The organism is Providencia sp. PROV076, assembly GCF_028483405.1.
Classification (GTDB): Bacteria; Pseudomonadota; Gammaproteobacteria; order Enterobacterales; family Enterobacteriaceae; genus Providencia; species Providencia huaxiensis.
Genome location: NZ_JAMPRR010000014.1, coordinates 94,230 through 117,681, shown reverse-complemented (window position 1 = coordinate 117,681; position 23,452 = coordinate 94,230). Strand labels below are relative to the sequence as shown.

At 36.0% G+C, this 23,452-nt stretch carries 25 protein-coding genes and 4 pseudogenes; 13 read left to right on the top strand and 16 right to left on the bottom strand.

Annotation, left to right across the window (positions count from 1 at the left end):
• Position 1 precedes the first annotated feature (1 nt).
• From mnmA to rluE, 3 genes are all read right to left on the bottom strand, one after another.
• On the bottom strand, positions 2-1,105 hold the full coding sequence (mnmA, locus tag PSF67_RS09935; RefSeq protein WP_102137807.1) for a tRNA 2-thiouridine(34) synthase MnmA: 1,104 nt from the start codon (positions 1,103-1,105) through the stop codon (positions 2-4).
• Positions 1,106-1,244: 139 nt separating this feature from the next.
• Positions 1,245-1,694: an NUDIX hydrolase gene (locus tag PSF67_RS09930; RefSeq protein WP_102137751.1), complete on the bottom strand. Its 450-nt coding sequence runs from the start codon at positions 1,692-1,694 to the stop codon at positions 1,245-1,247.
• Positions 1,687-2,343, bottom strand: coding sequence for a 23S rRNA pseudouridine(2457) synthase RluE (gene rluE / locus PSF67_RS09925; protein ID WP_430442462.1), 657 nt, complete (start codon positions 2,341-2,343; stop codon positions 1,687-1,689). Before rluE ends, PSF67_RS09930 begins: the two co-directional genes overlap by 8 nt.
• A 527-nt stretch (positions 2,344-2,870) precedes the next feature.
• Here rluE and icd point away from each other — a divergent pair.
• Together icd and PSF67_RS09915 are read left to right on the top strand one after the other, a co-directional pair.
• Positions 2,871-4,124 carry an NADP-dependent isocitrate dehydrogenase gene (icd, locus tag PSF67_RS09920; protein WP_004253371.1) on the top strand — a complete coding sequence of 418 codons (1,254 nt, stop codon included), beginning with the start codon at positions 2,871-2,873 and terminating at the stop codon, positions 4,122-4,124.
• A 115-nt stretch (positions 4,125-4,239) separates the two neighbouring features.
• Entirely contained in the window at positions 4,240-4,908 is a 669-nt protein-coding gene (locus PSF67_RS09915) for a hypothetical protein (protein ID WP_272676848.1), read from the top strand.
• On the opposite strand, the pseudogene PSF67_RS09910 reads toward PSF67_RS09915, so the two are convergent.
• Positions 4,895-5,410, bottom strand: a pseudogene (locus tag PSF67_RS09910) (tyrosine-type recombinase/integrase); the annotation flags it as partial. The gene PSF67_RS09915 and the pseudogene PSF67_RS09910 overlap by 14 nt on opposite strands.
• A 118-nt stretch (positions 5,411-5,528) precedes the next feature.
• Between PSF67_RS09910 and PSF67_RS09905 the strand changes: the two are divergent.
• A pseudogene (locus tag PSF67_RS09905) lies at positions 5,529-5,744 on the top strand (antitermination protein Q); the annotation flags it as partial.
• A gap of 77 nt (positions 5,745-5,821) precedes the next feature.
• Here the strand turns inward: PSF67_RS09905 and PSF67_RS09900 are convergent.
• Positions 5,822-6,385 carry a hypothetical protein gene (locus PSF67_RS09900; RefSeq protein ID WP_272676847.1) on the bottom strand — a complete coding sequence of 188 codons (564 nt, stop codon included), beginning with the start codon at positions 6,383-6,385 and terminating at the stop codon, positions 5,822-5,824.
• Positions 6,386-6,761: 376 nt separating this feature from the next.
• Here PSF67_RS09900 and PSF67_RS09895 point away from each other — a divergent pair, with 376 nt between their 5' ends.
• On the top strand, positions 6,762-7,094 hold the full coding sequence (locus PSF67_RS09895; RefSeq protein ID WP_272676846.1) for a DUF2628 domain-containing protein: 333 nt from the start codon (positions 6,762-6,764) through the stop codon (positions 7,092-7,094).
• A gap of 76 nt (positions 7,095-7,170) precedes the next feature.
• Here PSF67_RS09895 and PSF67_RS09890 read toward each other — a convergent pair.
• Positions 7,171-7,557: pseudogene (locus PSF67_RS09890) on the bottom strand (DDE-type integrase/transposase/recombinase); the annotation flags it as partial.
• Between PSF67_RS09890 and PSF67_RS09885 the strand changes: the two are divergent.
• A pseudogene (locus tag PSF67_RS09885) lies at positions 7,558-7,725 on the top strand (NADP-dependent isocitrate dehydrogenase); the annotation flags it as partial.
• A gap of 275 nt (positions 7,726-8,000) precedes the next feature.
• Positions 8,001-8,357: an MmcQ/YjbR family DNA-binding protein gene (locus tag PSF67_RS09880; protein WP_272676845.1), complete on the top strand. Its 357-nt coding sequence runs from the start codon at positions 8,001-8,003 to the stop codon at positions 8,355-8,357.
• A 185-nt stretch (positions 8,358-8,542) separates the two neighbouring features.
• Here the strand turns inward: PSF67_RS09880 and PSF67_RS09875 are convergent, their stop codons facing one another.
• On the bottom strand, positions 8,543-9,430 hold the full coding sequence (locus PSF67_RS09875) for a PhzF family phenazine biosynthesis protein (RefSeq protein ID WP_272676844.1): 888 nt from the start codon (positions 9,428-9,430) through the stop codon (positions 8,543-8,545).
• A 667-nt stretch (positions 9,431-10,097) separates the two neighbouring features.
• Between PSF67_RS09875 and PSF67_RS09870 the strand changes: the two genes are divergently transcribed.
• A complete protein-coding gene (locus tag PSF67_RS09870) occupies positions 10,098-10,487 on the top strand; it encodes a nuclear transport factor 2 family protein (protein ID WP_166264754.1) in 390 nt (129 codons plus the stop codon).
• A gap of 87 nt (positions 10,488-10,574) precedes the next feature.
• Here the strand turns inward: PSF67_RS09870 and PSF67_RS09865 are convergent, their stop codons facing one another.
• Positions 10,575-11,417 carry an MBL fold metallo-hydrolase gene (locus tag PSF67_RS09865; RefSeq protein ID WP_206276374.1) on the bottom strand — a complete coding sequence of 281 codons (843 nt, stop codon included), beginning with the start codon at positions 11,415-11,417 and terminating at the stop codon, positions 10,575-10,577.
• A gap of 182 nt (positions 11,418-11,599) precedes the next feature.
• Positions 11,600-13,273 (bottom strand): methyl-accepting chemotaxis protein, encoded by a 1,674-nt coding sequence (locus tag PSF67_RS09860; RefSeq protein ID WP_272676843.1) that lies wholly within the window; start codon positions 13,271-13,273, stop codon positions 11,600-11,602.
• Between the two features lie 355 nt (positions 13,274-13,628).
• Here PSF67_RS09860 and PSF67_RS09855 point away from each other — a divergent pair, with 355 nt between their 5' ends.
• Positions 13,629-13,967 carry a GlpM family protein gene (locus PSF67_RS09855; RefSeq protein WP_102139791.1) on the top strand — a complete coding sequence of 113 codons (339 nt, stop codon included), beginning with the start codon at positions 13,629-13,631 and terminating at the stop codon, positions 13,965-13,967.
• A gap of 212 nt (positions 13,968-14,179) precedes the next feature.
• Positions 14,180-14,518, top strand: coding sequence for a hypothetical protein (locus PSF67_RS09850; RefSeq protein ID WP_272676842.1), 339 nt, complete (start codon positions 14,180-14,182; stop codon positions 14,516-14,518).
• 45 nt (positions 14,519-14,563) lie between these two features.
• On the opposite strand, the gene PSF67_RS09845 is transcribed toward PSF67_RS09850, so the two are convergent.
• Both PSF67_RS09845 and PSF67_RS09840 read right to left on the bottom strand, forming a co-directional pair.
• A complete protein-coding gene (locus tag PSF67_RS09845; protein WP_272676841.1) occupies positions 14,564-15,346 on the bottom strand; it encodes a class I SAM-dependent methyltransferase in 783 nt (260 codons plus the stop codon).
• A gap of 85 nt (positions 15,347-15,431) precedes the next feature.
• Positions 15,432-15,923, bottom strand: coding sequence for an N-acetyltransferase (locus PSF67_RS09840; protein WP_272676840.1), 492 nt, complete (start codon positions 15,921-15,923; stop codon positions 15,432-15,434).
• A gap of 134 nt (positions 15,924-16,057) precedes the next feature.
• On the opposite strand from PSF67_RS09840, the gene PSF67_RS09835 reads away from it, so the two are divergent.
• On the top strand, positions 16,058-16,402 hold the full coding sequence (locus PSF67_RS09835) for a DMT family protein (RefSeq protein ID WP_102139795.1): 345 nt from the start codon (positions 16,058-16,060) through the stop codon (positions 16,400-16,402).
• 43 nt (positions 16,403-16,445) lie between these two features.
• On the opposite strand, the gene PSF67_RS09830 is transcribed toward PSF67_RS09835, so the two are convergent.
• The 3 genes from PSF67_RS09830 to PSF67_RS09820 form a co-directional block, all read right to left on the bottom strand.
• A complete protein-coding gene (locus PSF67_RS09830; protein ID WP_272676839.1) occupies positions 16,446-17,597 on the bottom strand; it encodes a pyridoxal phosphate-dependent aminotransferase in 1,152 nt (383 codons plus the stop codon).
• 246 nt (positions 17,598-17,843) lie between these two features.
• Positions 17,844-18,182, bottom strand: a complete 339-nt coding sequence (locus tag PSF67_RS09825; RefSeq protein WP_102139797.1) for a hypothetical protein — start codon at positions 18,180-18,182, stop codon at positions 17,844-17,846.
• Positions 18,183-18,370: 188 nt separating this feature from the next.
• Positions 18,371-18,595: a hypothetical protein gene (locus PSF67_RS09820; RefSeq protein ID WP_094960468.1), complete on the bottom strand. Its 225-nt coding sequence runs from the start codon at positions 18,593-18,595 to the stop codon at positions 18,371-18,373.
• A gap of 285 nt (positions 18,596-18,880) precedes the next feature.
• On the opposite strand from PSF67_RS09820, the gene PSF67_RS09815 reads away from it, so the two are divergent.
• Positions 18,881-19,258 (top strand): hypothetical protein, encoded by a 378-nt coding sequence (locus tag PSF67_RS09815; RefSeq protein ID WP_102139799.1) that lies wholly within the window; start codon positions 18,881-18,883, stop codon positions 19,256-19,258.
• A 55-nt stretch (positions 19,259-19,313) separates the two neighbouring features.
• Here the strand turns inward: PSF67_RS09815 and PSF67_RS09810 are convergent, their stop codons facing one another.
• Positions 19,314-19,685 carry a hypothetical protein gene (locus tag PSF67_RS09810; protein WP_102139800.1) on the bottom strand — a complete coding sequence of 124 codons (372 nt, stop codon included), beginning with the start codon at positions 19,683-19,685 and terminating at the stop codon, positions 19,314-19,316.
• A gap of 381 nt (positions 19,686-20,066) precedes the next feature.
• A complete protein-coding gene (locus PSF67_RS09805) occupies positions 20,067-20,315 on the bottom strand; it encodes a DinI-like family protein (protein ID WP_102139801.1) in 249 nt (82 codons plus the stop codon).
• Positions 20,316-20,890: 575 nt separating this feature from the next.
• On the opposite strand from PSF67_RS09805, the gene PSF67_RS09800 reads away from it, so the two are divergent.
• Positions 20,891-22,351 carry an alanine/glycine:cation symporter family protein gene (locus PSF67_RS09800; protein ID WP_102139802.1) on the top strand — a complete coding sequence of 487 codons (1,461 nt, stop codon included), beginning with the start codon at positions 20,891-20,893 and terminating at the stop codon, positions 22,349-22,351.
• Between the two features lie 187 nt (positions 22,352-22,538).
• On the top strand, positions 22,539-23,435 hold the full coding sequence (gene yddG, locus PSF67_RS09795) for an aromatic amino acid DMT transporter YddG (RefSeq protein WP_229597448.1): 897 nt from the start codon (positions 22,539-22,541) through the stop codon (positions 23,433-23,435).
• The last annotated feature ends 17 nt before the right edge of the window (positions 23,436-23,452 follow it).

The following is a 23,452-nucleotide window of genomic DNA, read 5'->3' as shown; positions in this document are numbered from 1 at the left end:
TTTACTCCTGAATACGGGCTTCAATAATACCGCCACCGAGACAAACTTCATCGATATAAAATACAGCAGATTGACCTGGAGTGACAGCCGCAACTGGGTAATCAAAAGCGACTTCAATGCGTTCATCACTCAGTGGGGTAATAGTACAAGGAATATCCGCTTGGCGATAACGTGTTTTTACAACGCAACGTAGCGGCTCAGTCATTGTTTTTCGGTCAACCCAATGTAACTGCTGGGCAATTAACCCAACAGACATTAAACGAGGGTGTTCATGGCCTTGCGCAACGATAAGAATATTGTTTTCAACGTCTTTATCGACAACATACCAAGGTTCTTCAGACCCCTCTTTTGTACCGCCGATACCTAAACCTTTACGTTGACCTAAAGTGTGGTACATCAAACCTTCATGTTGGCCAATGGTTTCGCCATCGACAGTCACAATAGGGCCGGGTTGAGCGGGTAAGTAGCGGCCTAAAAAGTCGCGAAATTTACGCTCGCCAATAAAACAGATGCCAGTTGAATCTTTTTTCTTCGCAGTAATTAGGCCAATTTCCTCTGCGATGCGACGAACTTCAGGTTTTTCCAGTTCGCCAACAGGGAACAGACTTTTAGCAACTTGTTCATGGCTTAATGTATATAAAAAATAGCTTTGGTCTTTATTGCCATCTAAACCGCGTAATAACTGGCTTTTTCCGTCAACATCGCGGCGGCGAACATAGTGACCAGTGGCGATGTAATCTGCGCCTAAGTCTTCAGCAGCAAACTCTAAGAAAGCTTTAAACTTGATTTCTTTGTTGCAGAGGATATCTGGGTTTGGTGTGCGACCTGCTTTATATTCAGTTAAAAAATGTTCGAAAACATTGTCCCAGTACTCAGCAGCGAAATTAATGGTATGAAGTTCAATACCCAGTTTGTCACACACGGCTTGCGCATCAGCAAGATCAGCCGCAGCCGAGCAATATTCTGTGTCGTCATCTTCTTCCCAGTTCTTCATAAACAGACCAGCAACCTGATACCCTTGTTGCTGTAGCAAGTAAGCGGATACAGAGGAGTCAACACCACCGGACATCCCGACGATGACTTTTTTTTGGCTGTTATCTGACATGGTACTATTATTTGACATGGAAATATCTCACTGCGGAAAAATCAAGCCCCATACTTTAGCATGTTGTTCCCGCATTACACCAGAGTTAGAGGGGAATATTATTGCTTGGTGAAGATTTCACCAAGCAGAAGTTAAGGGCTTAAAGGTAATGATCACCGTAAGCCGTTAAGATATCTAAAGGATAATGCTTTCCTGTGAGAAAACAGCGCAAACTTTCAGCAACTAATGGCGAGCGTAAGCAGCTGCTATGTAAAATTTCTTCGGCCGTTAGCCAGTGGCATTCGCTAATATCACTGTCTTGTGGTTGTGTTTCACAAAGGGAACCAAGTTCTACGGCGAATAAAAAGCGGATAAACTGGGTTTTATCTGGGGCAATCCATTGATGAATTTTAATTAATTGCGTTGGTGTGGCTTTTATTCCAGTTTCTTCCAGCAACTCACGTTCAGCGGCCTGCAAAATAGTCTCATTCGCTTCTAAATGCCCAGCAGGTTGATTCCACGTGGGTTTGTTATTTATCCACTCTTCCACGACTAAAAACTTGCCTTGAGCATGCACGACAGTTGCTACAGTCACATTAGGTTTAAACAACAGTTACCTCCTTCCATTCGCCAACTGAAAGATTTCCCAAATTAAATTCACCAATTTGATAGCGAATTAGCCTAAGTGTTGGAAAACCTATATTTGCCGTCATACGACGGACTTGCCGATTACGTCCTTCATATAAGGTGATTTTTAACCAACTGGTCGGGATATTTTTGCGTTCCCGTATAGGTGGGTTTCTTGGCCATAACCATTCTGGTTCGCCAACTAACTCGATGCCTGCGGGGAGCGTTGGACCATCATTTAACACCAGCCCTTGCCGAAATTTTAGCAGCGCCTCGTCATCAGGGAGCCCTTCTACTTGAGCATAGTATATTTTCCCTGTTTTTTTCTGTGGTTGTGTTAAACGCGCCTGTAGCTTTCCATCATTGGTTAAAATTAAAAGCCCCTCACTGTCCCTATCAAGGCGTCCTGCTGCGTATACATCGGTGATTGGAATATATTTTTTTAATGTATCGCGGCCTTGTTCATCAGTAAATTGAGGTAAAACATCAAAGGGTTTGTTAAATAAAATGACTTTAGTTGATGTTTGCGAACTAACCGAAACCCGTTTAGCTTTATGTTTTAAAGCGGTAGGCCTCGGTGAGTAGCGGTTTTTCTTCGAAACGGATTTCGTGTTCGGTCTGTTCATGGCCATTCAATAAGAATTTATAATTTGTGGTTATTTACCGCATCTAGTGTAGGAGATTTAACGGTTGGATCCTAGGAGGTATTTTTTCATGGCGATGTAATATTTAATTAACAACTTTAAAAACATTTAAATCAATAAAAACAATTTTCTATTTAAAAATAAGTACATATGAGTTTATTTGGATGGTGATAGTGTGAGCAAAACGTATTTTTAATTTGAGTTAACTTGCTAATATTATTTTTTGTAGGGAAGTACTTTAATCAAAATCAAGTCACTCGCTCAAATGAGTCTTTGACAACTTTTCATCGCGGTTTGATTTATTTTCAATAATAGAATACTTAAATTAATTTATTGATTTAAAAGTGTTTATAAAGAGTTATTCGATTAACTTACAAGATAAAACAGCACGTTAAATGCGATCGGCATTGAAGCTTAGATGAGTAATCATTGGCGTTCGACGCAGATTGAAGTAGTATTGACACGTCTCTTACAAAAAATTAACAAGCAAAATACGCAAGTGAAAGGAGAGGTTAATGGAAAGCAAAGTAGTAGTTCCGGCAGAAGGCGCTAAAATTACCATTGATGCAAAAGGCAAACTAAACGTTCCGAACAACCCAATTATCCCTTATATCGAAGGTGACGGCATTGGTATCGATGTTACACCAGCAATGTTAAAAGTGGTTGATGCGGCAGTTAAAAAAGCCTACAACGGTGAGCGCAAAATTTCTTGGATGGAAGTTTACACCGGTGAAAAATCTACACAAATTTATGGTAAAGATGTTTGGTTACCAGAAGAAACCCTCGATTTAATCCGTGATTACCGTGTTTCAATTAAAGGTCCTTTAACAACTCCTGTTGGTGGTGGTATTCGTTCCCTGAACGTTGCACTACGTCAACAACTTGACCTGTATATCTGTTTACGTCCTGTTCGCTACTATAAAGGCACTCCAAGCCCAGTTAAACAACCTGAATTGACGGATATGGTTATTTTCCGTGAAAACTCTGAAGATATCTATGCAGGTATTGAGTGGAAAGCGGGTAGTGCAGAAGCAGACAAAGTTATTAAATTCCTGAAAGATGAAATGGGTGTGACTAAAATCCGTTTCCCACAAGATTGTGGTATTGGTATTAAGCCTTGTTCTGAAGAAGGTACAAAGCGTTTAGTTCGTGCAGCTATTGAATATGCTATTGATAACGGCCGTGATTCAGTGACTTTAGTTCATAAAGGTAACATTATGAAATTCACTGAAGGTGCATTTAAAGATTGGGGATACCAATTAGCACAAGAGGAATTCGGTGGTGAATTATTAGATGGCGGCCCATGGGTTAAAATTAAAAATCCTAAAACAGGCAAAGATATCATTGTTAAAGATGTTATTGCAGATGCTTTCTTACAACAAATCCTGCTGCGCCCAGCTGAATACGATGTTATCGCGTGTATGAACCTAAATGGTGACTACATTTCTGATGCATTAGCAGCACAAGTTGGTGGTATCGGTATTGCTCCAGGTGCGAATATTGGTTCTGAGTGTGCATTATTCGAAGCAACGCACGGTACTGCACCAAAATATGCGGGCCAAGACAAGGTAAACCCAGGCTCTATCATTCTCTCTGCTGAGATGATGCTACGCCATATGGGCTGGACTGAAGCGGCTGACCTAATCGTTAAAGGTATGGAAGGCGCAATCGAAGCTAAGACTGTAACGTATGACTTCGAACGTCAATTAGAAGGCGCTAAATTACTGAAATGTAGCGAATTCGGCGACGCAATCATTAAACACATGTAATTTATTACGTGGTATAATTAATAACGGGAACTTAATAGTTCCCGTTTTTTATTATCACATTTGAAATGGTTATCAAAAAGTTATCAAAACGAATTATCAAAATATAGGCGAATCCGTGAAGATTTTTAATAAAAATAAGATGAAATTTAGTTTTGTTGTGATTTTTTTTGTGTTGCTGCTTTTATATTTTTATTCGTATGTAATATCTAATGACAATTTATTTCCATTTTTCTCAGATGGTCTTCTTCCTGAACTTATGGGCGTATGCCTTGAATTTATTGTTATATTGTATTTTATTGATTATATACAAAAAAAGGAGGATATGAATAGAAAGATCGTTTCTGAAAAAAGGCTAAGAGAAATTTTAATTTTTTTCCTAAGACATATTGATATATATCTACCAGAAGATCTTAAAATAAATAAACATTATCCTAAAAATTCAAATGATAAAGATGAATTTTTATATGGGGTACATTATAAAAGAAATCAAAAATATCTAGATCTATTAATTAATTATTTTATGGGAAGTCAATTGTCAAAAAGTGATGAAAATAAGTTAAAAAATTTTTGTGAAAGAGAAATAGCAACTGTTAGATGCTTAACTCCTGTAGTTTCTACTCTTGATGATCAAAATTTCAAATCATGGCTTAGAATTATATTTTATATGGATGCCATCATTGCTAATGAATACACAGTGGAGGAATGCATGATTAATATTATTAGCCATATGAAAAAGTTTGAAAACGCATCATTTGATAAAGGTTGGCTTGTTAAGGATGATTAATGTTAACAACTAGCCAATCCTTACCCCGGTCATCATTATACCTATCGGTTTGCTGTTGGTTCTTGTGACCCAGCAAATCTTTAGTGTTTATCCCTTGTTCGCGATACAGCCTTTCAGATAAAGATCTCTGTTCATGAAATGAAGCTGGTGTTCCTTCACCCCAATCAATATCAGTTTTATTTCGTGCCTTCTTGAAATTTGTTGTTATTGTATTTGCAGTGACTTGGTCACCTCGATTTGCTTGAGAAGTTGTATGGAAATAATGGATTAGATATGGGCTGAGAACACGGTCACGACATCTAGAAACAACATCTCTCAGCGACATGTTTAACGCATCAGATCTTAATGCTAGTGGAATAGCCAGTTTACTTCCTGTTTTTTCTTGTGTTACGTGCAAGTGGTCATCCCAAATATCACTAAATTTCATTGCTGAGATATCAGCGAGTCGTTGACCAGTAATGATAGCTAATAACATCGCATTGCCTAAATACTTATGTTGCTTTTCTGCTAAACTGAAAAGGTTATTTGTGAGTCATGCAATGGTAAAGGGCAATTGACACGACCGTTGTCGTTGTAAAGGGCGGGGAAAGGTATTAGATGAGGTACAGACCGAATTACAAGGAGCACCAGTTTATAAAGATTGCCCTTGCTGTGCTGGTCAGGAGTTCAACCGTGTACCGTCGTCTGTGGCGTTTGCTGTAATAAAACATTTGGTGCTAGGCCTCAACGAAAGAACATGGCGCAGAAACTGGAAGCCATTCTATGAGAAACTTAGCAGTAAATGTTTCATTGAGGAAGGCATAGCAGAACAAGCATTTAGCAACGTAATTAAATAGAAAAGCGTTAAATGTAGCCAAGCAAGACGAAATCTAACATTCTACTCGGCTAATGATTTAAACTATATCTAGCTGCGTTATTTGTAACTCTTACCCCCAGTAAACCAGTTTTTTTCAAATTCACATTCTTTATCGCCATCCCAAGTATCAGGTGCTGCTTTTTGTGTGGTAAGGTCGAACACTCCTACACCATACCCCGAATTAAGAGGATACAGGTCATAATCATGGCCTTCTTTTGGTATAAAATCATGCTTATAGGTTGTATATTCTGTCGTTGACTGATTTCTAAATGTCTCCTTGGTAAGAGTTACTCTTAGACGTTGGTTAGCCTTTATCCTATACTCAAGCGCATCAAGACCCTTTAACTCCTCTGAAGGAGGAAGCATATCAGGTAGTCTTTTGTTGAATGTAGATTTAATTCCTGCAATGTTAAAACCAGGACCTAAGCTTCTACTGTCAACCTTTTTATAACAATCCCCTGATTTTTCATATACCTCCAGCCCCAGGGTTGATAGATAATTTTTTGCTCTTATTTTAGCAGCATCAGAACCGGTGTAATCTTCAGGGGCTTTACTTAGACTCACAGAACAGGCAGATAAGGAGCTTGCAACAAGGCAAGCAAAAATATATTTTTTAATCATTTTTACCTCTAAAGCATATTTTAATGTTAATGATAATTCTTAGTTGGCTAAATCAGATTTTCCATTTTAGCAAGTTTTGCTTGTAGCATATATTACATAAGTATAACTAAGTGTGTATGATTAGGGCGTATGATTAAATTTGCAGTATGCTTTCATTCTTGTCCGAAATTGGCTTATTGTTTTCCAATAACGGACATTCTATACCTAGTCACATTAAACCAATTCAAGGCCTCGCAATCGCGGGGATTTTTTTATACATAAAACAAATATAAGACTTGCTGTTACGTTTGGTCGGAGTTACATGTGTAGTTATGTACATAAAGTTATTTTTGTTGTACCTTGTCAGATAAAATTTAACTTATGTGATAAAAGAATTATGGATAATTCAATAAACGATAATCTTAAGTATATAACGTTTACTAAAGGTGATAGTACTGTCGTAGTTAAAAATGGCTTTTCATGGACTGCATTTTTCTTCGGATTTTGGGTTTATCTTAATAGAAAAATGTGGGGGGCTTTTGTTCTATGGTTAGTTGTTGGTCTGGTGTTTGTGATTTTGTCGCTCGGTGCAAATGGAATCGCAGAAAGCACTGGTGACAGTAGGCTTGCGTCAGTAATCTTTTTAATTAGACTTCTATATTCTGTGTATCAGGGTGCCACAATTAACAAAAACCACATGCTTAGATTAAAAATGCAAGAGTATGTATGATGGTGGTGTTATGAATGGTTATCATGAACCTAATATCTCAGCACAGAACACCTAGTCTGAACTAATTCTGAAGTGGTCAATAAAATTTGGCCACGGTTTTAGAGTTTTTCCAAAATAGTCGTTCTGACTCATTTGGAGTTAAGCCGCCATTATATTGATTAGGCCTAATCTGGCTGTAATAGCCAATAATATGATGAGTAATCTTTTGGTGCGCTTCGATTACATCACGGTAACCCGTTATGGGTACCCATTCCGTCTTCAAGCTACGAAAAAAACGCTCCATTGGGCTGTTGTCCCAGCAGTTCCCTCTGCGTGATAGACTTTGTTTTATCTGATAACGCCAAAGTAATTGCCGATAATGTCAGCTAGTATAATGACTTCCCTGATCTCTATGGAATAGGACATTTTGAAGCTTTCCTCGTGACTCAAAGGCCATCACTAATGCCTTACCTGTATATTGATTATACTGTTACGTCACATGGGTTGGGTTGAAGCAGCTGATCTAATCGTTAAAGGTATGGAAGGCGCAATCGAAGCTAAGACAGTAACTTATGACTTCGAACGTCAATTAGAAGGCGCTAAGTTACTGAAATGTAGTGGATTCAGTGACGCTATCATTAAACACATGTAATTTATTACATGGTGTTATTAATAACGGGGACTTAATAGTTCCCGTTTTTTATTGTCTAGAAAAATTCTTCTGCAAAACTCTTCTACAAAACAATTGTTATTTTATAGCTTAAACCTGCCAATTTTTCCTACGATCATCATGATATTTATCGGTCATCGCTTGACTCTTATGGCCTAATAAAGTTTTAGAAGAAGAGTTACAAGGTCGATGAGACGGCATACAATAATGAGGTTAGGTGATATTACTGAAGTTTATTATTGAAATGGGATGATCAAATGAACCGTAGTGAATTGATTGATTATATTCAGAATAATTATGGTGTGGATCCTGATAGTCCGTGGGCAAAGTACCCTGATTGTATTGTTTTTAGGCGAAAAAACAATACAAAATGGTTTGCAGTTATTATGCGTATTTCATCTCGTAAATTAGATCCAAATAAGAATGAAGAGATAGTTAATATTGTCAACCTTAAAGCCCCACCGGAGCTCATTGGTTCATTGAGATTAAAGGATGATATTTATCCAGCTTATCATATGAATAAAGAGCATTGGATTACGATAAAGATACCAGGGAGTCTTACCGATGATGAAATTAAGGGACTAATTGAAGATAGTTATAGGTTAACGGCATAGTCATTTATTATATGCAGGGCTATCCCATCCTTGGGAAAAGTTTCTATACTAGTTAGTTAAGCTTTTTAGCGATGATAAATAATCGAGGGAATGGTATTAAAACATGGCTATTATATTGCATTTGCTAGCCTTATTTTTTATTAAATAAATCATAACTTATGTAGCTGAACATATTGTATTCTTTGTTAAATGTGTATCATTTGCGTATCGATCATGGCTGCTTGGCCACCAACTTTCACTTGAGTGATATTTTTTGCTTGTGAGTTAATGGTTACATGAATCGAGGAGGGGCATCCCATCGCACGGCCTTGCTCAAATAGAAATTGCGTTTCATTCGGTAAGACATAATTGACCAAATAGCAGCCAAGCGCTCCACTAGCGCTGCCCGTTGCCGATTCCTCATTGATCCCATAGAGCGGTGCAAAATTTCGACAATGCGCTGTGGTTGAGCGAGCATGACTTAACTCAAACACATGGAAGCCGATAGCATTTGATTCTCTGCTGATTTCCGTTATTGCTTCATAATTAGGCTGCAGTAAATCTAAATAGCCTGTATTCACTGGAATAATAATGTCAGGTAACCCAGTTGAAACTATCATAGTAGGTAAGCCTGTTTCAGTAATAATTTCACTCGTTATGCCAAGAGCTGTTGCAACTTCATTGATATTAGGCCCATTTCTTAAGGTTGGTAGCGCCTGCTCCATAACGATATTGTTTGGGCTAACAGATACACTTAGAATACCGGCTTTGGTTTTTTGGGTGTAACACCCAGAAGAAATTAGCTTAAGTGAAGCTAAAGTGAAAAACACCGCTAATGTTGCATGACCACAGAAATCGACTTCACCTTCAGTGGTATAGAACTCCACTTTAAAATCAGTCTCTTCACCATTATAGACAAATGCTGTTTCTGAAAAACCAACTTGTTGCGCAATAGCAATTTTTTGTGAAGTGCTGAGTACTGGCGGATTTAGGACGATACCTGCAGGGTTACCACCAGTGTTATTTTGTGTGAAAGAATTGACAAGATACACCAGAATATCTTGCTCAATTGAGCCAGTATTTTTAATTGGCATTTATTTTTCCGAGTTCTAAATAGATATCTTAAATTTTCCGAATGTACCTTACTCATTGGTTTAAATTTAATGAGCAGTACAAATAAGGCATTAGCATAACCCATTGTGTAATAAAGTAAATATGATGTTATTCTTTATTGATATATAAGGTTGGCAATTAGGATAGGTTATTGGCAATGACTTTTTCGTTACATATCATTGCGTAACAAAAAAAGCCCCTGCAAGCAGGGGTATCTAATGGAAATGTATATTTATAGTTATTGTTATAAGGCGCCTATTGCTTAGATAGACCACTAAATAATACCAGTTCTTAAGCCTTAATCCAAATCGGAGTAAGCATAAAAGTGAAATTTTTTATAGGGGATTCAATTACGCATAAAGTGAGTTAATGAGTAATTAATTGAAAACACCAATAAAACTAAACTAAAGTTGATGAATAAGAAATAAGTTTTGATTGTTTACCCAAAAAGTTATCGTGATATAAAAAAGGGATAAAATGCATAAAATTAAGCACTATCTTTCAGATTAAATCACGGACAAATGATAAATCATCGAAAGATAATATAAATGTGAAGTTTAAAAGATAATAAATTCAATTTTGACTTGAAATACAAAATAATACACCCATAACAATTAAAAATGATATTTTTATGATAAGGGATAAAATATGACTAATTCACAGAGGGTTACACAAGCACTAAACGCAGTATTGGGTGAGGACATAGGTTCATTGTCTGTGGCTAGACAATATTTTTCAGATAAATACATCCAAGTTGTTGATGGAAAGCAAATTGATTTTAATGAGTTTATTGCACACTTACAGGTATTGAAGCAGGCCACTGAGTCGATTGTTATTACTATTAAATCTATCGCTGAGGGAGATGGGTGTGTTCATACTCAACATTTGGCAAAAGCAACTAAAAAAGATGGCTCAATAAGTGAATTTGAGGTATTTGCCTGTTTTCAAATAGAAGATGGGAAAATTATCCGTTGCGAAGAAATGACAAGAATGATTAAAGGCAGTAGTAAGGATGAAGATTTAGGCTCAAGAACTTAAACCTTCATTATTTGTAAGGTATTTAATATTACTAATTTAGGTAAAGTCTAATAAGAAACAAGATTTTACCTTGATTACATACAGTGTTTAACTTGGGTAAATTAGTTGTAATCCAGTACCGACTTCTTGTACGGGCGCATATTTTGCTAAATGTATTTTTGCGTTGAGATCTGTACAATGACATGGGTGTATAAATTTTAAATCCTGTTGGTGAAAGTAATTCCCCGTCTGTTCCAAAACCTCTTTTGAAGCTTGTTGTAAATGAAATCCGCCTATCACGGTGACAATGTTATTTATTCCAGTTACATGTTTTGCATATTCAGTGATATTGCAAATTCCAGAATGAGAGCAACCAGTTACGACAATTAGGCCTTCCGTCGTTTTAATTGCAAGTGCTGAATCATCAAATACATAGTCGTCAACGATATTATGATTGAAGTCCAGGGTTGTACCAATTGGCTCTTTTCCTTCAAAGCTATTAATTCTAGGAATTTGGCCTAAAAATACGATGTTTTCAGAAAGATAATAAGGCTTAGTCACTTCTATTAAATTGAAGTAGGACGCTAAAATATCTTTAGATGTATTTGTTCCGATGACTTTAGATTGAAATTTTTTAGGAATTAAGGCATCCGGGTGGTATACCAGATGCTTCGTTTCAGGTGTTTCAATGTTACGACGGTCAAAATATTGGATTAAGTGACTTAAGCCCCATGTATGGTCGTTGTGACCGTGAGAAAGAACCAAGTCAGTGATATTTGCAAGGTCAATATGTAAAATGTGTGCATTATCAATAAATATATCTGAATAGCCGGTATCGAATAATATTTTTTTATCATCGGCCTCGATATAGTAGCAGACTCCAGGTTCACCGCAGAAATAACTATCAATCAGGGTATTATTATCGACAAGAACAGTAATTTTTATTGTCATCATGAACTCAGATTTCATAGAAATAATTGTAATCTGTTATATCAGATAAACGCTAAAAAGTATTAAATGGCTATGAAACATAGTAATAAAAATTGATAACGTGGAGGGAGTAATAGAGAAAAGATAAAAATGTTGGAGGTGACCAAAGAAAGTCAACCCCCTAAATGAAATGTTATACTTTGCTAGATAGATTGTTTTACTTTTTTAGTTTTAGCCTCTTGGGGAGTATCACTATCTATTTCATGTTCACTTTTGGGTTCAATGTGAAAAATAGAAATAATAGCCTCTAATAAATCTGATTGGGACTCCAAAGCTCTTAAGGACGATTGCAATTCACGAGTCATGGTTGCATTCGCTTGTGTGGTGTTATCTAATTCATTGATTGCTAGGTGTATTTGGCTAACGCCATGGGTCTGTTCATTTGAGGCAAGCGCAACACTTTGGATCATCTCATTGATATTAGATGTATCTTGTGCAATTGAAACAATATTGTCATTTGCATCTGCAGCTAACTGGAAACAGTGATTAATTTTATCATTTGAATTATTAATTAATAGCTTGATTTCTTTGGATGCTTGAGTGCAACTAATTGATAATTCGCGGACTTCATTTGCGACGACCGCAAATCCTTTGCCATGTTCACCCACTCTAGCTGCCTCTACAGCGGCATTCAATGCTAATAAATTAGTTTGAAACGCAATATTATCAATGGTTGAAGTAATTTTACTAATTTCTTTCGAAAAATCGACAATATCATCCATATTTTCAACAACATCAGAAATAAGTTCATTACTCTTATCAATTGTTATACTCGTTTCTGACATCAATTTGCACGATTGATTAGTGTGAGCAGTGTTCAATTTAAAAGAGGAATCGAGTTCTTCGACGCTGGCTGCTGTTTCAACAATGGCAGCGGCTTGTTGATCTGCTCGAGTAGAAAGGTCGTGATTCATCTGAGTGATATCATTAAGCTCAGTTTTTATATGGTGAGTGTTATCATAAATATTTTTGACGATATCAACCAGTTTACTTTGCATATTAGATACATGCTGTTTAAGTAATTTGATTTCATATAAACCTTTGTTATCAAAGCTATGGTATAAAACGCCATGGCTAACTTTTTCAATGCCATCAATAACTTGGTTCAGTGGGCGAATAAAGAAAAGCTGTAGAATAAAGCGAATGAACAGAGTTACGAGGATAACGATTGAGATAGTAACGATTAAGCCAATCAAACTTTGTTTATACAGTTGCTCACTTGCGAGAGCAATATCATGATAGCTACTATTTAATTGTTGATGATATTTTACGTAGTTTTTCTCAAATGTGTCCTGAAATCCCTGAGTCGGCTGGTTTAAAAAGTCATATGTTTTTCCTTGAACTAAAAATACGGAAAGCTCATTTAATGCAGCGTATAACGCGTTATATGATTTTTCTAACTCAGCAAATTGGTCACTATTTTTGTAGATGGAAACGGTTGTAAATGCATCCCAATAATTACCCGTTTCAGCTATTTTTTTATGATAAAACGCGATGAGACTATCTATGTCAGTATTTGATGTTTTCATCTTATTGATAACTAATAAATGGCGAGAGCTAGCACGATTTAATGTATTTCTTGCTTGTAATAAAGACTGCCATGTATTGTTTAGTTGAGTTTGTTCGTTATAGATAGTATCGAGTTTGGTTAATGTCTCTTGATATTGTTTTAAAGAACTAAAGAAAAACCAACAAGTTGAAAGAAGAAGGGCGATAAGTAGGCCTGAAATAAACCAGACTAGAGTTGTTGTCTTAAAACCAGAAAAAGAGAACTTAGTTGAACTAAAATTAATTTTTTTTAAATTACCAGACATCATTGATTATTTCCTTTCATACCATCGAATAGTATGTTTCACACATACTAAATACGACTTCTAAACATAACGTGATTAACCATGAGCAAATCGAAGCTGTCCGATAGCTAAAAAGTTATATGTAGTCACGCGAAAGCATCAGGCGTAGGGACTGAATAAATGTATCGGCACTATTTCTGGATACTTTATATCCAACAATTTGACTTAGCTCATAAAATTGAAGTTAATTAGGTGTTTTTACTGATTCAAGGTGGGAAAAGGACACTGTAGTTGTACATTGACAGCGACAATACAGTTAACTTACGGATTATTTGTGATAATAATAGTCCATGTTTAAAATTTAATTATTGAGTGCGGTATGTTTTCTTTACTCTTTAAATGCCTTTTAGGTGCTTTAGCTGTGTTGGTTATTGCACTATTTTCGCGTAGTAAAATTTACTACATTGCAGGATTAGTTCCTCTTTTTCCTACATTCGCATTAATTGCACATGTTATTGTTGTACAAGAGCAAGGAGCGGAAGCTCTAAGAAAAACTGCACTGTTTGGGTTGTGGTCTCTCATTCCTTATGCAATGTATTTATTAACAGTATATTTATTAGCAACAAAAATCACAGTTTGGGGAAGTTTAAGTGTTGCAACTGTTATTTGGATAATAACAGCGGCAATATTAGTTTATATATGGCAACTCACTCAATAGATAACATTGGGAGACATAATTAACTGCAAACTATAATGAAAACTAAAGAAGTGCGATAAGCTGACGGCTTAAGTACACTTGGGTAGAGTCGCAAAAAATTAATTATTAACTATAATGATAACCAGTGTTTTCTATTGAGCTGTATCATTAAAATGTTATTAAGAGCCTTGGTGTTACTGTTAGTAGCTGGGTGCGCATATATTGCAGGAATTATGACTGAAGTTTCACTTGATCCTGAATTAGATACAGAGAGTCGGGTTAAAAGCTCTGTTGAAGATTTTCTTGCTTACCCATCAGCAGCTAATTATAAAAATGTTCAATATTATGTATTGGCGAAAAGTGAAGAAGGGGATGAAACGGGTTATTATTGCGGTGAAGTCTTTGGCTTTGAAAATGAATTACCTCATGGCTATAAAAGATTTATCATTAGGCTTCATAAAAATAGAGCTGGTAAGGTAATGATATCCATTCCTTTTGTGGAAAAAACTGATGATATTATCCCAGCAGAACAATTTGAAGCTGTATGGGATAGGTACTGTAAAAGAAGCTAAGTTAATGATCGCTCGTTGAGTGGTTAACACAACGAGCGTTAATAATTAATTGGTTTTAATTGCCATTGTCGTTAGGAATGTTGGTAGATAATTATCAATAACGAATCGTGGATTAGGTTGCCAATCTTCTTTAAAACCTGTGATAGAAAAGCCTGCTTTTATTTGCCCACCTATTAAGTCTGTCAGTGAGTGACCAAATACAAAAGCTTCTTGTCTTTCCTGTTTCTGTGCTATTTGCTCTGCTGATAAAGTGGATAGCTCGGAGTATGGCATCGTATAACTTGGTTTTATTATGCCTTGCTCGTCATAGTGTTTATCTCGTTTGCCAATAAAAAGAATTGGGTTATAAAAGCTGGATAATAGGCGCCCATTGGTTTTTAACACACGGTGGCATTCTTGCCAGACAGGGTTAACATCTGGAATATATAAATTAGAAATAGGGTGGAATATAATGTCAAAGGTTGCATCCGCAAACATGTGTAATGAGCGCATGTCACCTTGAACAGTCTCTAATGTTAAATCATCCCTTTCTGCTACCATTTTGTCTTGCTCAAGTTGTTTCTGAGAAAAATCAAACACAGTCACATTTGCGCCCGCAGCTGCGAGTACCGGGGCTTGTTGCCCACCCGCTGACGCTAAGCAGAGAATTTTTTTATCTTTTATATCGCCTAGCCAAGCTGCATCAACAGGCGTTGGCGTTAAATGAACCTGCCATTTACCTTGCTTGGCTTCATGGATAGTTTTGGAATCAACAGGTTTTGACCAAGCAAGTTGGGATTCTGCTTGTTTATCCCATGCCTTTTGATTTGCACTCGTGTAATCGGTCATAAATGTACCTCTGTATACAATAATTTGTCACAGTGTAGCAAAAAATAAGCAAGTTGAAACTAAAAATGTACTTATTGGTACATTTTTAGTTTCCGACCATTAGATGATATGTTGTGCCATCAAATTCAAAATCAGTGACATTACTCATGCCTATTTTTTTATGTGCGAAAAGAGACCTAAGATTATCCGCATTGATAAAAGCAACGGGCTTTCCTTGATTGTAAGAACAAATTTCATCAAAAAGAGTCTTGAGAATATTTTTTCCCCTATGATCATTATCAATACAAACAGGGCCATAAAGCCAGTTACCTTGTATAATGTTTGTATGTTGTTTAATAATAAAATGAGCTATAGGTGGTAAAGATAAAGAGTGAGAGTCAAAGCTAAATACGACCGCGACAATTTTATTTCCATCCCGACCAATAATGGTGGTTAGACTTCCTGCAAACATTGCGTTAACTTTGGCTTGAGGATATTCACCGAGTAACCCACCTTGCTGGGATTCAGAATTAGATTGCAATAATTGAGCTACAGCATGACAATCTGATTGTGTCATTAATTCATATTTAATATTCATTATTACCTCGTAATGATTGCTAAATACGTTTAAATTTATGATATGAAAAGTGACGGGATTTGTCGGAGCACATTGGAATGTGTTACCTCTAATTCCATAATATCGATTTCTTGTTATTTGACTATTAAATCAGCATGTTAACTAAATTCTACCCAGTATTATTACTTGTTGTTTCAAATGTATTTATGATGTTTGCTTGGTATGGGCATTTAAAATTCACAACAAAGCCACTGTATATTGTTATTTTCTTTAGCTGGTTAATTGCATTGGTTGAATACTGTTTTGCAGTGCCAGCTAACCGGTTAGGGCATCAGTACTACAGTGCAGCTGAATTGAAAACAATGCAAGAGGTGATAACACTCTGTGTTTTTGTTCTTTTCTCCGTATTGTATTTAGGTGAAAGTTTTACAATTAACCATTTGATAGGTTTTATTCTTATTTTTGCGGGGGCCTTTTTTATATTTAAGGGGCCATTTTAACAAAAAGAGCGGCTTGAGCTGCTCTTTTTGGATTTAACTTAATTTATACCCATCCTTTTTCATGGAATTGTTTTAGTATCACAACAAATTGCTGCATTTCCTCGGGGGTTCCTAGCGTTAATCTATTCCAGCCAACCGCGGGTGGAAATTCACGACCTACCATGACATGCGCATCAGCCATACGTTGTTGATAGGTTTTTACGTCCCCTTTAACCTTATGGAAAATAAAGTTAGCCTGTGATGGAGCATATTCTAGCCCGATTTCGTTTAATGCTTTTTCTACGATTTTTCTCGATATATTGTTGGATTTTAGGCTGTATTGAATAAATGATTTATCCTTCAGTGATGCAATCGCAGCAACCGCACCTGCTGTATTAGTATTATCAATAGATAAAAACGCATCTACAGCAGCAATAACTTCGGGAGTTGCGACCCCATAGCCGACTCTTAAGCCTGCTAAGGCGAAAATTTTTGAGAAGGTGCGTGTGACAATCAAGTTATTTTGGCCTTTTTTGACTAACTCAATAGCACTTGTAAAGTCCGAGTCTTCAACAAATTCAGCATAAGCCTCATCAACGATAAAAAATGTGTTGTCAGACTCTTTACTCATCCACTTATCAAGCTGCCTATAAGGTGTGATCATTGCCGTCGGATTATTCGGATTACAAATATAGACCATGGATAAACCGTCAAAATTATCAGCGGCTTGTTTCATTTTTTCTAAATCAAATGATAAATCGGTTTTTAAAGGAACTTTCGTTATCGCTATATTCAATGGAAGAGAATAGAGTTCTGTATAATTGAATGTTGGATCTGGGGTGACTAATTGAATTTTTTTACCGAGTTTATTTGCTTTAGCAGCCAACATGGCAACAGCGGCTTGAATGGTTTCAGATGAACCATTGCCTATAGTAATGTGCTTATCAGATAAACTGTAGAGCTCGCCAATATTCTGCTGTAATTCAGCACGAGCATCATCAGGGTAGCGGAATGCATTAGGTAATGCCTTGATGATAGCTTCTTTAGCATTTTCGGACATCCCTAATGAATTTTCATTGAAATGCAATAGTAATGGGTGCTTTTCACTCGGCAATACAATATTACTATTTTGTGCAACCGCATGATTAAACAATGAATTAAGCGCAAGCCCGCCAGCCACTAATGAGCTGGATTTAAGAAATGAACGACGATCCATAGCTATTCCCTGAAGTTATTATTTTTTGAGTACATTAGATTACTTAAAATTGACTCAAAGTAAATAATTATTTACTTTTTATGACTAATTATTCGTATCAGTGTGTAGGGGATTTATCTGTTGAAAATTTATTGGAAGTATAAAGGGAAGGCTTGTCATACTACGGTGGTGAAGGGCAACCAATCGGGTTATAGCATTATTGAGGATATATAAAAAAGGGTAGTATTTTTCTATCCTTGGTAAAGATTATTGGCCTTGCACAGGGGTATTAGGTGTAATTTCTACAACTGCAACTTTAACCATATACTGTTTACCATTTTCTCCTTTAGGTGCATCTGCAGCGATTTTTTTCAGTGTTTCATCTGGTTGAGCAGTTTGAATAGATGTTGAATACTGCATCATTCCACGGTGACGATTTGCATAATTAGAGTGACGATAATTATCGCAAGGCCTATCATTATATTGGTGTTGGTTTTGGTATCCGCCACGGTGCCATGAACCATTACCATCCCCTGGGTAAGCGAGTGTCGAAAAGCTAATAGCGATTAAACTCGCACTAAGAATTAATGGTTTTAATATATTCATATGATATCTCCTTTAGATATTTATTAATTATCATTTTGCCATTGTAATTAATTAATTCAATTGCATTTACTTATCTAAATGAATAAACCATAATTCAGCCACTTTTATTTCATTATTTCCTCACAATGAAAATAGTTTGTTAATAAAATAAACTTAACGTTAACTCATGGTTTTTTATTGATTTTATTTTATTGTTTTTCATTGAAGAACTTAGCAAGTTTACTGATTGATATAATTGATGCAACGGCAATGTCTTTATTATAATCATCACATAAAACAAGTAGCCTATCGATAGCGGCTTCTTGTTCAATTGAACAAATATAATCGCCTAATGCATTTATCGCCGCTATTTTAACATCATTATTGTTTCCATGAGTTAAGTTAACAAGATTTTTAACGATTTTTTCTTTCATAAAAATATATTAAATCAGTCTAATAGTATGGAGACTAGTATAAAACTAGCTAAGAAAATAAAAAATATTTTTTTTATTAATGCTAAGTTAATAAATATAAATTGAATCAATGTTGATAGATATTTTCTAGCCAATTATCAGGGTTGGAAAATATTTTTTATATCTTGTTATCAATTGGTTAGGGTAAGCATTAAACAATGGAGTTAAAAGCTCAAATTGTTTACTCAAATGGGTATAATACATTTATACTAAGCTAATTAATCATAAAGTAGGAAGGGTGATGCGTTGAAGCGTATAAAAACAAAATTATTGATAGTATTGCTATTGGCTTTAGGAGTATTTGCATACCATTCTTATACGAGTATTGGTGATTCAGATGTCAAAAATGAAGCCCAAAGCATGGTGGAAAAAAAACTCGGCAACTCATCAGTGGTTGAGTTTAGTGATGTGGAAATAGCACAAAAAAGTGAGTTCAAGGAAGGCGAAAGTTATCGAGTTTGTGGTTTATACCGTTTACCTTCTCAAGAAAACTCTCTGCCATTTGTTGCGAATGTAAGTATTAAAGATGGGCGTTTCTCTGAACACGGGCAACTGATTATAAGTGAGACACCGGAATTACAATTCTCGATTGAACAGTTGTGTGTTAAAAAACAAACTAATTGATAAAAAAAACGCTCAAATTTTAGTTTGAGCGCTTTTTTACTAGAAAATTAAATGATTAAGATTTATTCAAAAGAAGTTCAGTTTGAATTTTACAAGCTGAAACAGAATCATTTAATGATTTATTGAAATCAGCTTCATTAGCAAACTTAGATTTATTGCTGCGTATGGCATCAATCGCTGAAGTTAGATTTTCGCGTAGGTCTGACTCAACAGTGGCTAATTGCTTGAGGTCGACATTTTCACTTTTCAGTTTAGCAATGGTTGCTTGAGTTAACTCACTGCTAGTTTTGTCAGTGCTGTACGCTTCACTTAGTGCTTGACCTGTGATTTCGCAATAATCGTTGGCTATCTCACTAATATTTAATGGGGCATTATCAGCCATAACAAGGACTGGGGTCAGGCAAAAAGCCAGTAATAAACGCTTCATAGTCATACCTCTATTTTGCACTCAATGAATAATAACTCTATCTAGTATTAGAGAAATACTATAGCAGATTAGACCTAAAACGGGGACGTCGAATGGATTTTTAGCATGATTTCATAAAAAAGAGCCAGTATAAATACTGGCCGCTATAATTAGCAAAAGCAATGTAAATGAAAATTACGTTATATACATTACCACATAACGGTTAAAGGTAAAGCAAATTTAACTTGTTTTGATAATAGATAAGACTAAGTATGATCTTGATCAGACTTTGAATAAATATTGAGGGGAAATGTTATCGAAATACGAGAGGATATTAAAAATAACCAGCTAGAGCCCATGTAGGCTCACAGCTGGTTTTATTGGTGTAATCTGGCAAGGAAATTACTGTTTTAACCAATGGCCATGCTTTAAGACATCTTCGACAAGTTCATGTAAAACAATATGTGCTTCGTTATCATCATGAAAGCCTTTAGTTTGAAAAGTCGTTGGGCCGTTATCATGAGTGATCAATAGATAGCTGCCAGGATAGACTTCTAAAACACGAGCTTTCAGCTCAGCAATGAAGGCGTCATATGATTTTTCAGAGAGCTGAGAAAGTGGGTCATCAGATAACTTGATATTAATTTCCATGTGTTAACCTCTTGTCTATAAATTTATTAGGCTCAGTTTATTGTTAAGTGAAAACATAAGCAACCATCTAATTAAGATGATTGTAATTGAATTTGCTTTTTTATTGTACATTAGTGTTACACATCGATGATACATTCCAAATAATGAATTAAATAAAAGAAGTATTATAAAGTTTTTCGTTAAGGAATAAGCTAATTAAAAGTGGATATATGAAATGAATGATGAGTTTTTATTTATTCAATTAACTTGTTGATTAAAATAAGCACGATGAATCAATCATTTGATTTACTTTCGGTGAAATGAAAAGGGGATTTTTCATGACTTGTTTTTTCAAAGGGTTATAGGTTCTTTTTTATGGACGTGTAACGTGTTTCTATTAAAATTGAATGTAGTTAATGATTAATGAATCGAAAATTAATTTACATTAAAGATAAAAAAATATAATTTCTGCTAATCATATTAAGATGAGTCGGCTCTTGCTAGCTAAACTCCTTTTCTGGAGTTGTGATTTAAATGTGAGGATTTAATTTTCGATTAGTTTTTTATTAATCGTTTTAATAAAAAAGGAGTGTAATTTGATAGAATTTATAAACTCAATAACTAATTTCATTTGGGGTTCTTTACTTATTTATTTATTACTGGGAGCTGGTCTATATTTTACCCTTCGATCTGGTTTTATTCAAATTAGGCATTTTGGCCATATGTTTAGTGTCTTAAAAAACAGTAAACAGTCTGATAGCGCAGGTATTTCATCTTTTCAGGCATTATGTACAAGTTTAGCCGCTAGGGTCGGTACAGGAAATTTAACTGGGGTAGCTATTGCCCTAACAGCAGGCGGGCCTGGGGCTATTTTTTGGATGTGGGTTGTTGCTTTATTGGGAATGGCAACCTCTTTTATTGAATGTACTTTAGCACAGTTATACAAAACCAAAGATGATAAAGGAAATTATCGAGGTGGGCCGTCATATTATATGCAAAAAGGCTTAAACCAACGCTGGATGGGCGTGTTATTTTCAATTTTTCTGATTATTGCTTTTGGTTTAGTATTTAATGCAGTACAAGCTAACTCTATTGCTCAAGCAACCGCAGTCGCCTTTGATTTCAATCCAATTTATGTTGGCATTGGCTTAGTTTTATTAAGCGGAGTCATTATTTTTGGTGGATTGAAATCCATTGCGAAGGTTGCTGAATTAGTTGTTCCTGTTATGGCGTTAGCCTATTTACTATTGGCGTTTTGGGTTGTTGGGCACCATATCGAACGATTACCTGAAGTTTTTATGCTGATAATCCGAAATGCATTTGGTTTGCAAGAGGCGGCTGGCGGGGCTGTTGGTTATGGTGTTGCTCAGGCGATGACACAAGGAATTCAGCGGGGATTGTTCTCTAATGAGGCTGGAATGGGGTCTGCACCAAATGCAGCGGCATCGGCAGCACCTTATCCTCCACATCCTGCATCACAAGGGTATGTACAGATGCTTGGTGTTTTTATGGACACCATCGTTATTTGCAGTGCGACAGCAATTATTATTTTATCATCTGGTGTATTAGAAAGTGGAATGGACAACATCAATGGTATTGAATTGACACAACTTGCTCTTTCTTCTGCCGTCGGTAGTTGGGGAAGTACATTTATTGCGATAGCTATCTTCTTTTTTGCATTTACGTCAATTATTGCTAATTATGCTTATGCCGAAAGCAATATGATTTTTTTAGAGAATAATCATACTGCGGGTTTATTTATTTTCCGTTTAGCTGCATTAGGTATGGTGATGTTTGGTGCGCTTGCTGAAATGCCATTTATTTGGAAACTTGCAGACTTATCGATGGGTCTAATGGCGATAACTAATTTAATCGCGATCCTTCTATTATCAGGTATCGCTTTTAAACTTGCTAAAGATTATAACCAGCAGTTAGTCGCAGGTAAAATACCAACTTTTGATATCAATCAGCATCCTGAATTAAAGAAACAATTTGAAGAAGGGATATGGGAAAAAGAAGAAGTTGATAAGTGGGTTGAGAAAGAAACATCTCGCTAATACAAAAGTTTTAAATCATAAAATTCTTAGGTGATAGCCTGAGAATTTTTTTATGACATATTATCAATATTTACTAAAAATAAACGCTTGCATTATAATTGTTTGAGCTATAAGGTTTTTTTAGATGGTAAAATGAATGTATTATTACAATGAATATCATTTTCGAAACTAAATAGCTGAGAGAGTTATGAAATTGAATCAGTATGCCGCAACGCTGTATGGGGTTATTTCGATCTTGTTGTGGAGCACAATGGTAGGGCTGATCCGCAGTGTAAGTGAAAACTTTGGACCAGTAGGTGGCGCCGCATTAGTCTATACGGTTGGTTCACTGGTATTGGTACTTGCCATGGGAGTGCCAAAAATAACGAAATATCCTAAACGCTATTTACTTTGGGGAACAATACTGTTTGTTAGCTATGAAATTTGTTTTGTACTAGCGTTAGGTTTAGCTAATAGTCGGCAACAAGCGATTGAACTGGGTATGGTGAATTATTTGTGGCCAAGTTTTACTATCGCACTTGCTGTGTTTTTTAACCGTCAGCGTTTCACTTTATTATTGGGGGCAGGGTTAGTTTTAGCTTTTATGGGACTGATTTGGGTAATTTCAGGAAATCAGCCATTATCGGTACAAACTATTTTGGCAAATATTCAAAGTAATCCACTGTGTTATTTTTTAGCTTTTATCGGGGCTATTGTTTGGTCATTCTACAGCAATGTGACTAAGCGTATTTCTGGTGGCCATAATGGGATGGTATTATTCTTTATCATGACCTCTATTGGGTTATGGATACTGTATTTTTTCAGTACACCGACACCGTTTATTATCAATAGCCAAAGCCTGTTATTATTACTCATTGCCTCAATAGCGACTGGTGGAGCGAATGCATTGTGGACATTTGCGGTTATCAAGGGAAATGTGGCTTTTTTAGGAACGCTTTCTTATTTTACCCCCGTTATTTCGACAGCATTCGCATCAATATTGTTAAGCACTACATTAGCGTTAAGTTTTTGGCAAGGTGTATTAATGGTGACCATGGGGTCGGTCATTTGCTTTTTAGCGACTAGGCAAACAGTAAGCGGCTAAATGTGGCAGCGTGAACG

Coding starts and splice junctions, on each gene's coding strand:
- PSF67_RS09805 (WP_102139801.1), bottom strand. CDS start 20,315: ATGGAAATTAATATCAAGTTATCTGATGACCCACTTTCTCAGCTCTCT.
- yddG (WP_229597448.1), top strand. CDS start 22,539: ATGAAATTGAATCAGTATGCCGCAACGCTGTATGGGGTTATTTCGATC.
- icd (WP_004253371.1), top strand. CDS start 2,871: ATGGAAAGCAAAGTAGTAGTTCCGGCAGAAGGCGCTAAAATTACCATT.
- PSF67_RS09875 (WP_272676844.1), bottom strand. CDS start 9,430: ATGCCAATTAAAAATACTGGCTCAATTGAGCAAGATATTCTGGTGTAT.
- PSF67_RS09850 (WP_272676842.1), top strand. CDS start 14,180: ATGACTGAAGTTTCACTTGATCCTGAATTAGATACAGAGAGTCGGGTT.
- PSF67_RS09830 (WP_272676839.1), bottom strand. CDS start 17,597: ATGGATCGTCGTTCATTTCTTAAATCCAGCTCATTAGTGGCTGGCGGG.
- PSF67_RS09840 (WP_272676840.1), bottom strand. CDS start 15,923: ATGAATATTAAATATGAATTAATGACACAATCAGATTGTCATGCTGTA.
- PSF67_RS09835 (WP_102139795.1), top strand. CDS start 16,058: ATGTTAACTAAATTCTACCCAGTATTATTACTTGTTGTTTCAAATGTA.
- rluE (WP_430442462.1), bottom strand. CDS start 2,343: ATGGCCATGAACAGACCGAACACGAAATCCGTTTCGAAGAAAAACCGC.
- PSF67_RS09895 (WP_272676846.1), top strand. CDS start 6,762: ATGGATAATTCAATAAACGATAATCTTAAGTATATAACGTTTACTAAA.
- PSF67_RS09880 (WP_272676845.1), top strand. CDS start 8,001: ATGAACCGTAGTGAATTGATTGATTATATTCAGAATAATTATGGTGTG.
- PSF67_RS09900 (WP_272676847.1), bottom strand. CDS start 6,385: ATGATTAAAAAATATATTTTTGCTTGCCTTGTTGCAAGCTCCTTATCT.
- PSF67_RS09810 (WP_102139800.1), bottom strand. CDS start 19,685: ATGAAGCGTTTATTACTGGCTTTTTGCCTGACCCCAGTCCTTGTTATG.
- PSF67_RS09865 (WP_206276374.1), bottom strand. CDS start 11,417: ATGACAATAAAAATTACTGTTCTTGTCGATAATAATACCCTGATTGAT.
- PSF67_RS09855 (WP_102139791.1), top strand. CDS start 13,629: ATGTTTTCTTTACTCTTTAAATGCCTTTTAGGTGCTTTAGCTGTGTTG.
- mnmA (WP_102137807.1), bottom strand. CDS start 1,105: ATGTCAGATAACAGCCAAAAAAAAGTCATCGTCGGGATGTCCGGTGGT.
- PSF67_RS09845 (WP_272676841.1), bottom strand. CDS start 15,346: ATGACCGATTACACGAGTGCAAATCAAAAGGCATGGGATAAACAAGCA.
- PSF67_RS09825 (WP_102139797.1), bottom strand. CDS start 18,182: ATGAATATATTAAAACCATTAATTCTTAGTGCGAGTTTAATCGCTATT.
- PSF67_RS09860 (WP_272676843.1), bottom strand. CDS start 13,273: ATGATGTCTGGTAATTTAAAAAAAATTAATTTTAGTTCAACTAAGTTC.
- PSF67_RS09820 (WP_094960468.1), bottom strand. CDS start 18,595: ATGAAAGAAAAAATCGTTAAAAATCTTGTTAACTTAACTCATGGAAAC.
- PSF67_RS09870 (WP_166264754.1), top strand. CDS start 10,098: ATGACTAATTCACAGAGGGTTACACAAGCACTAAACGCAGTATTGGGT.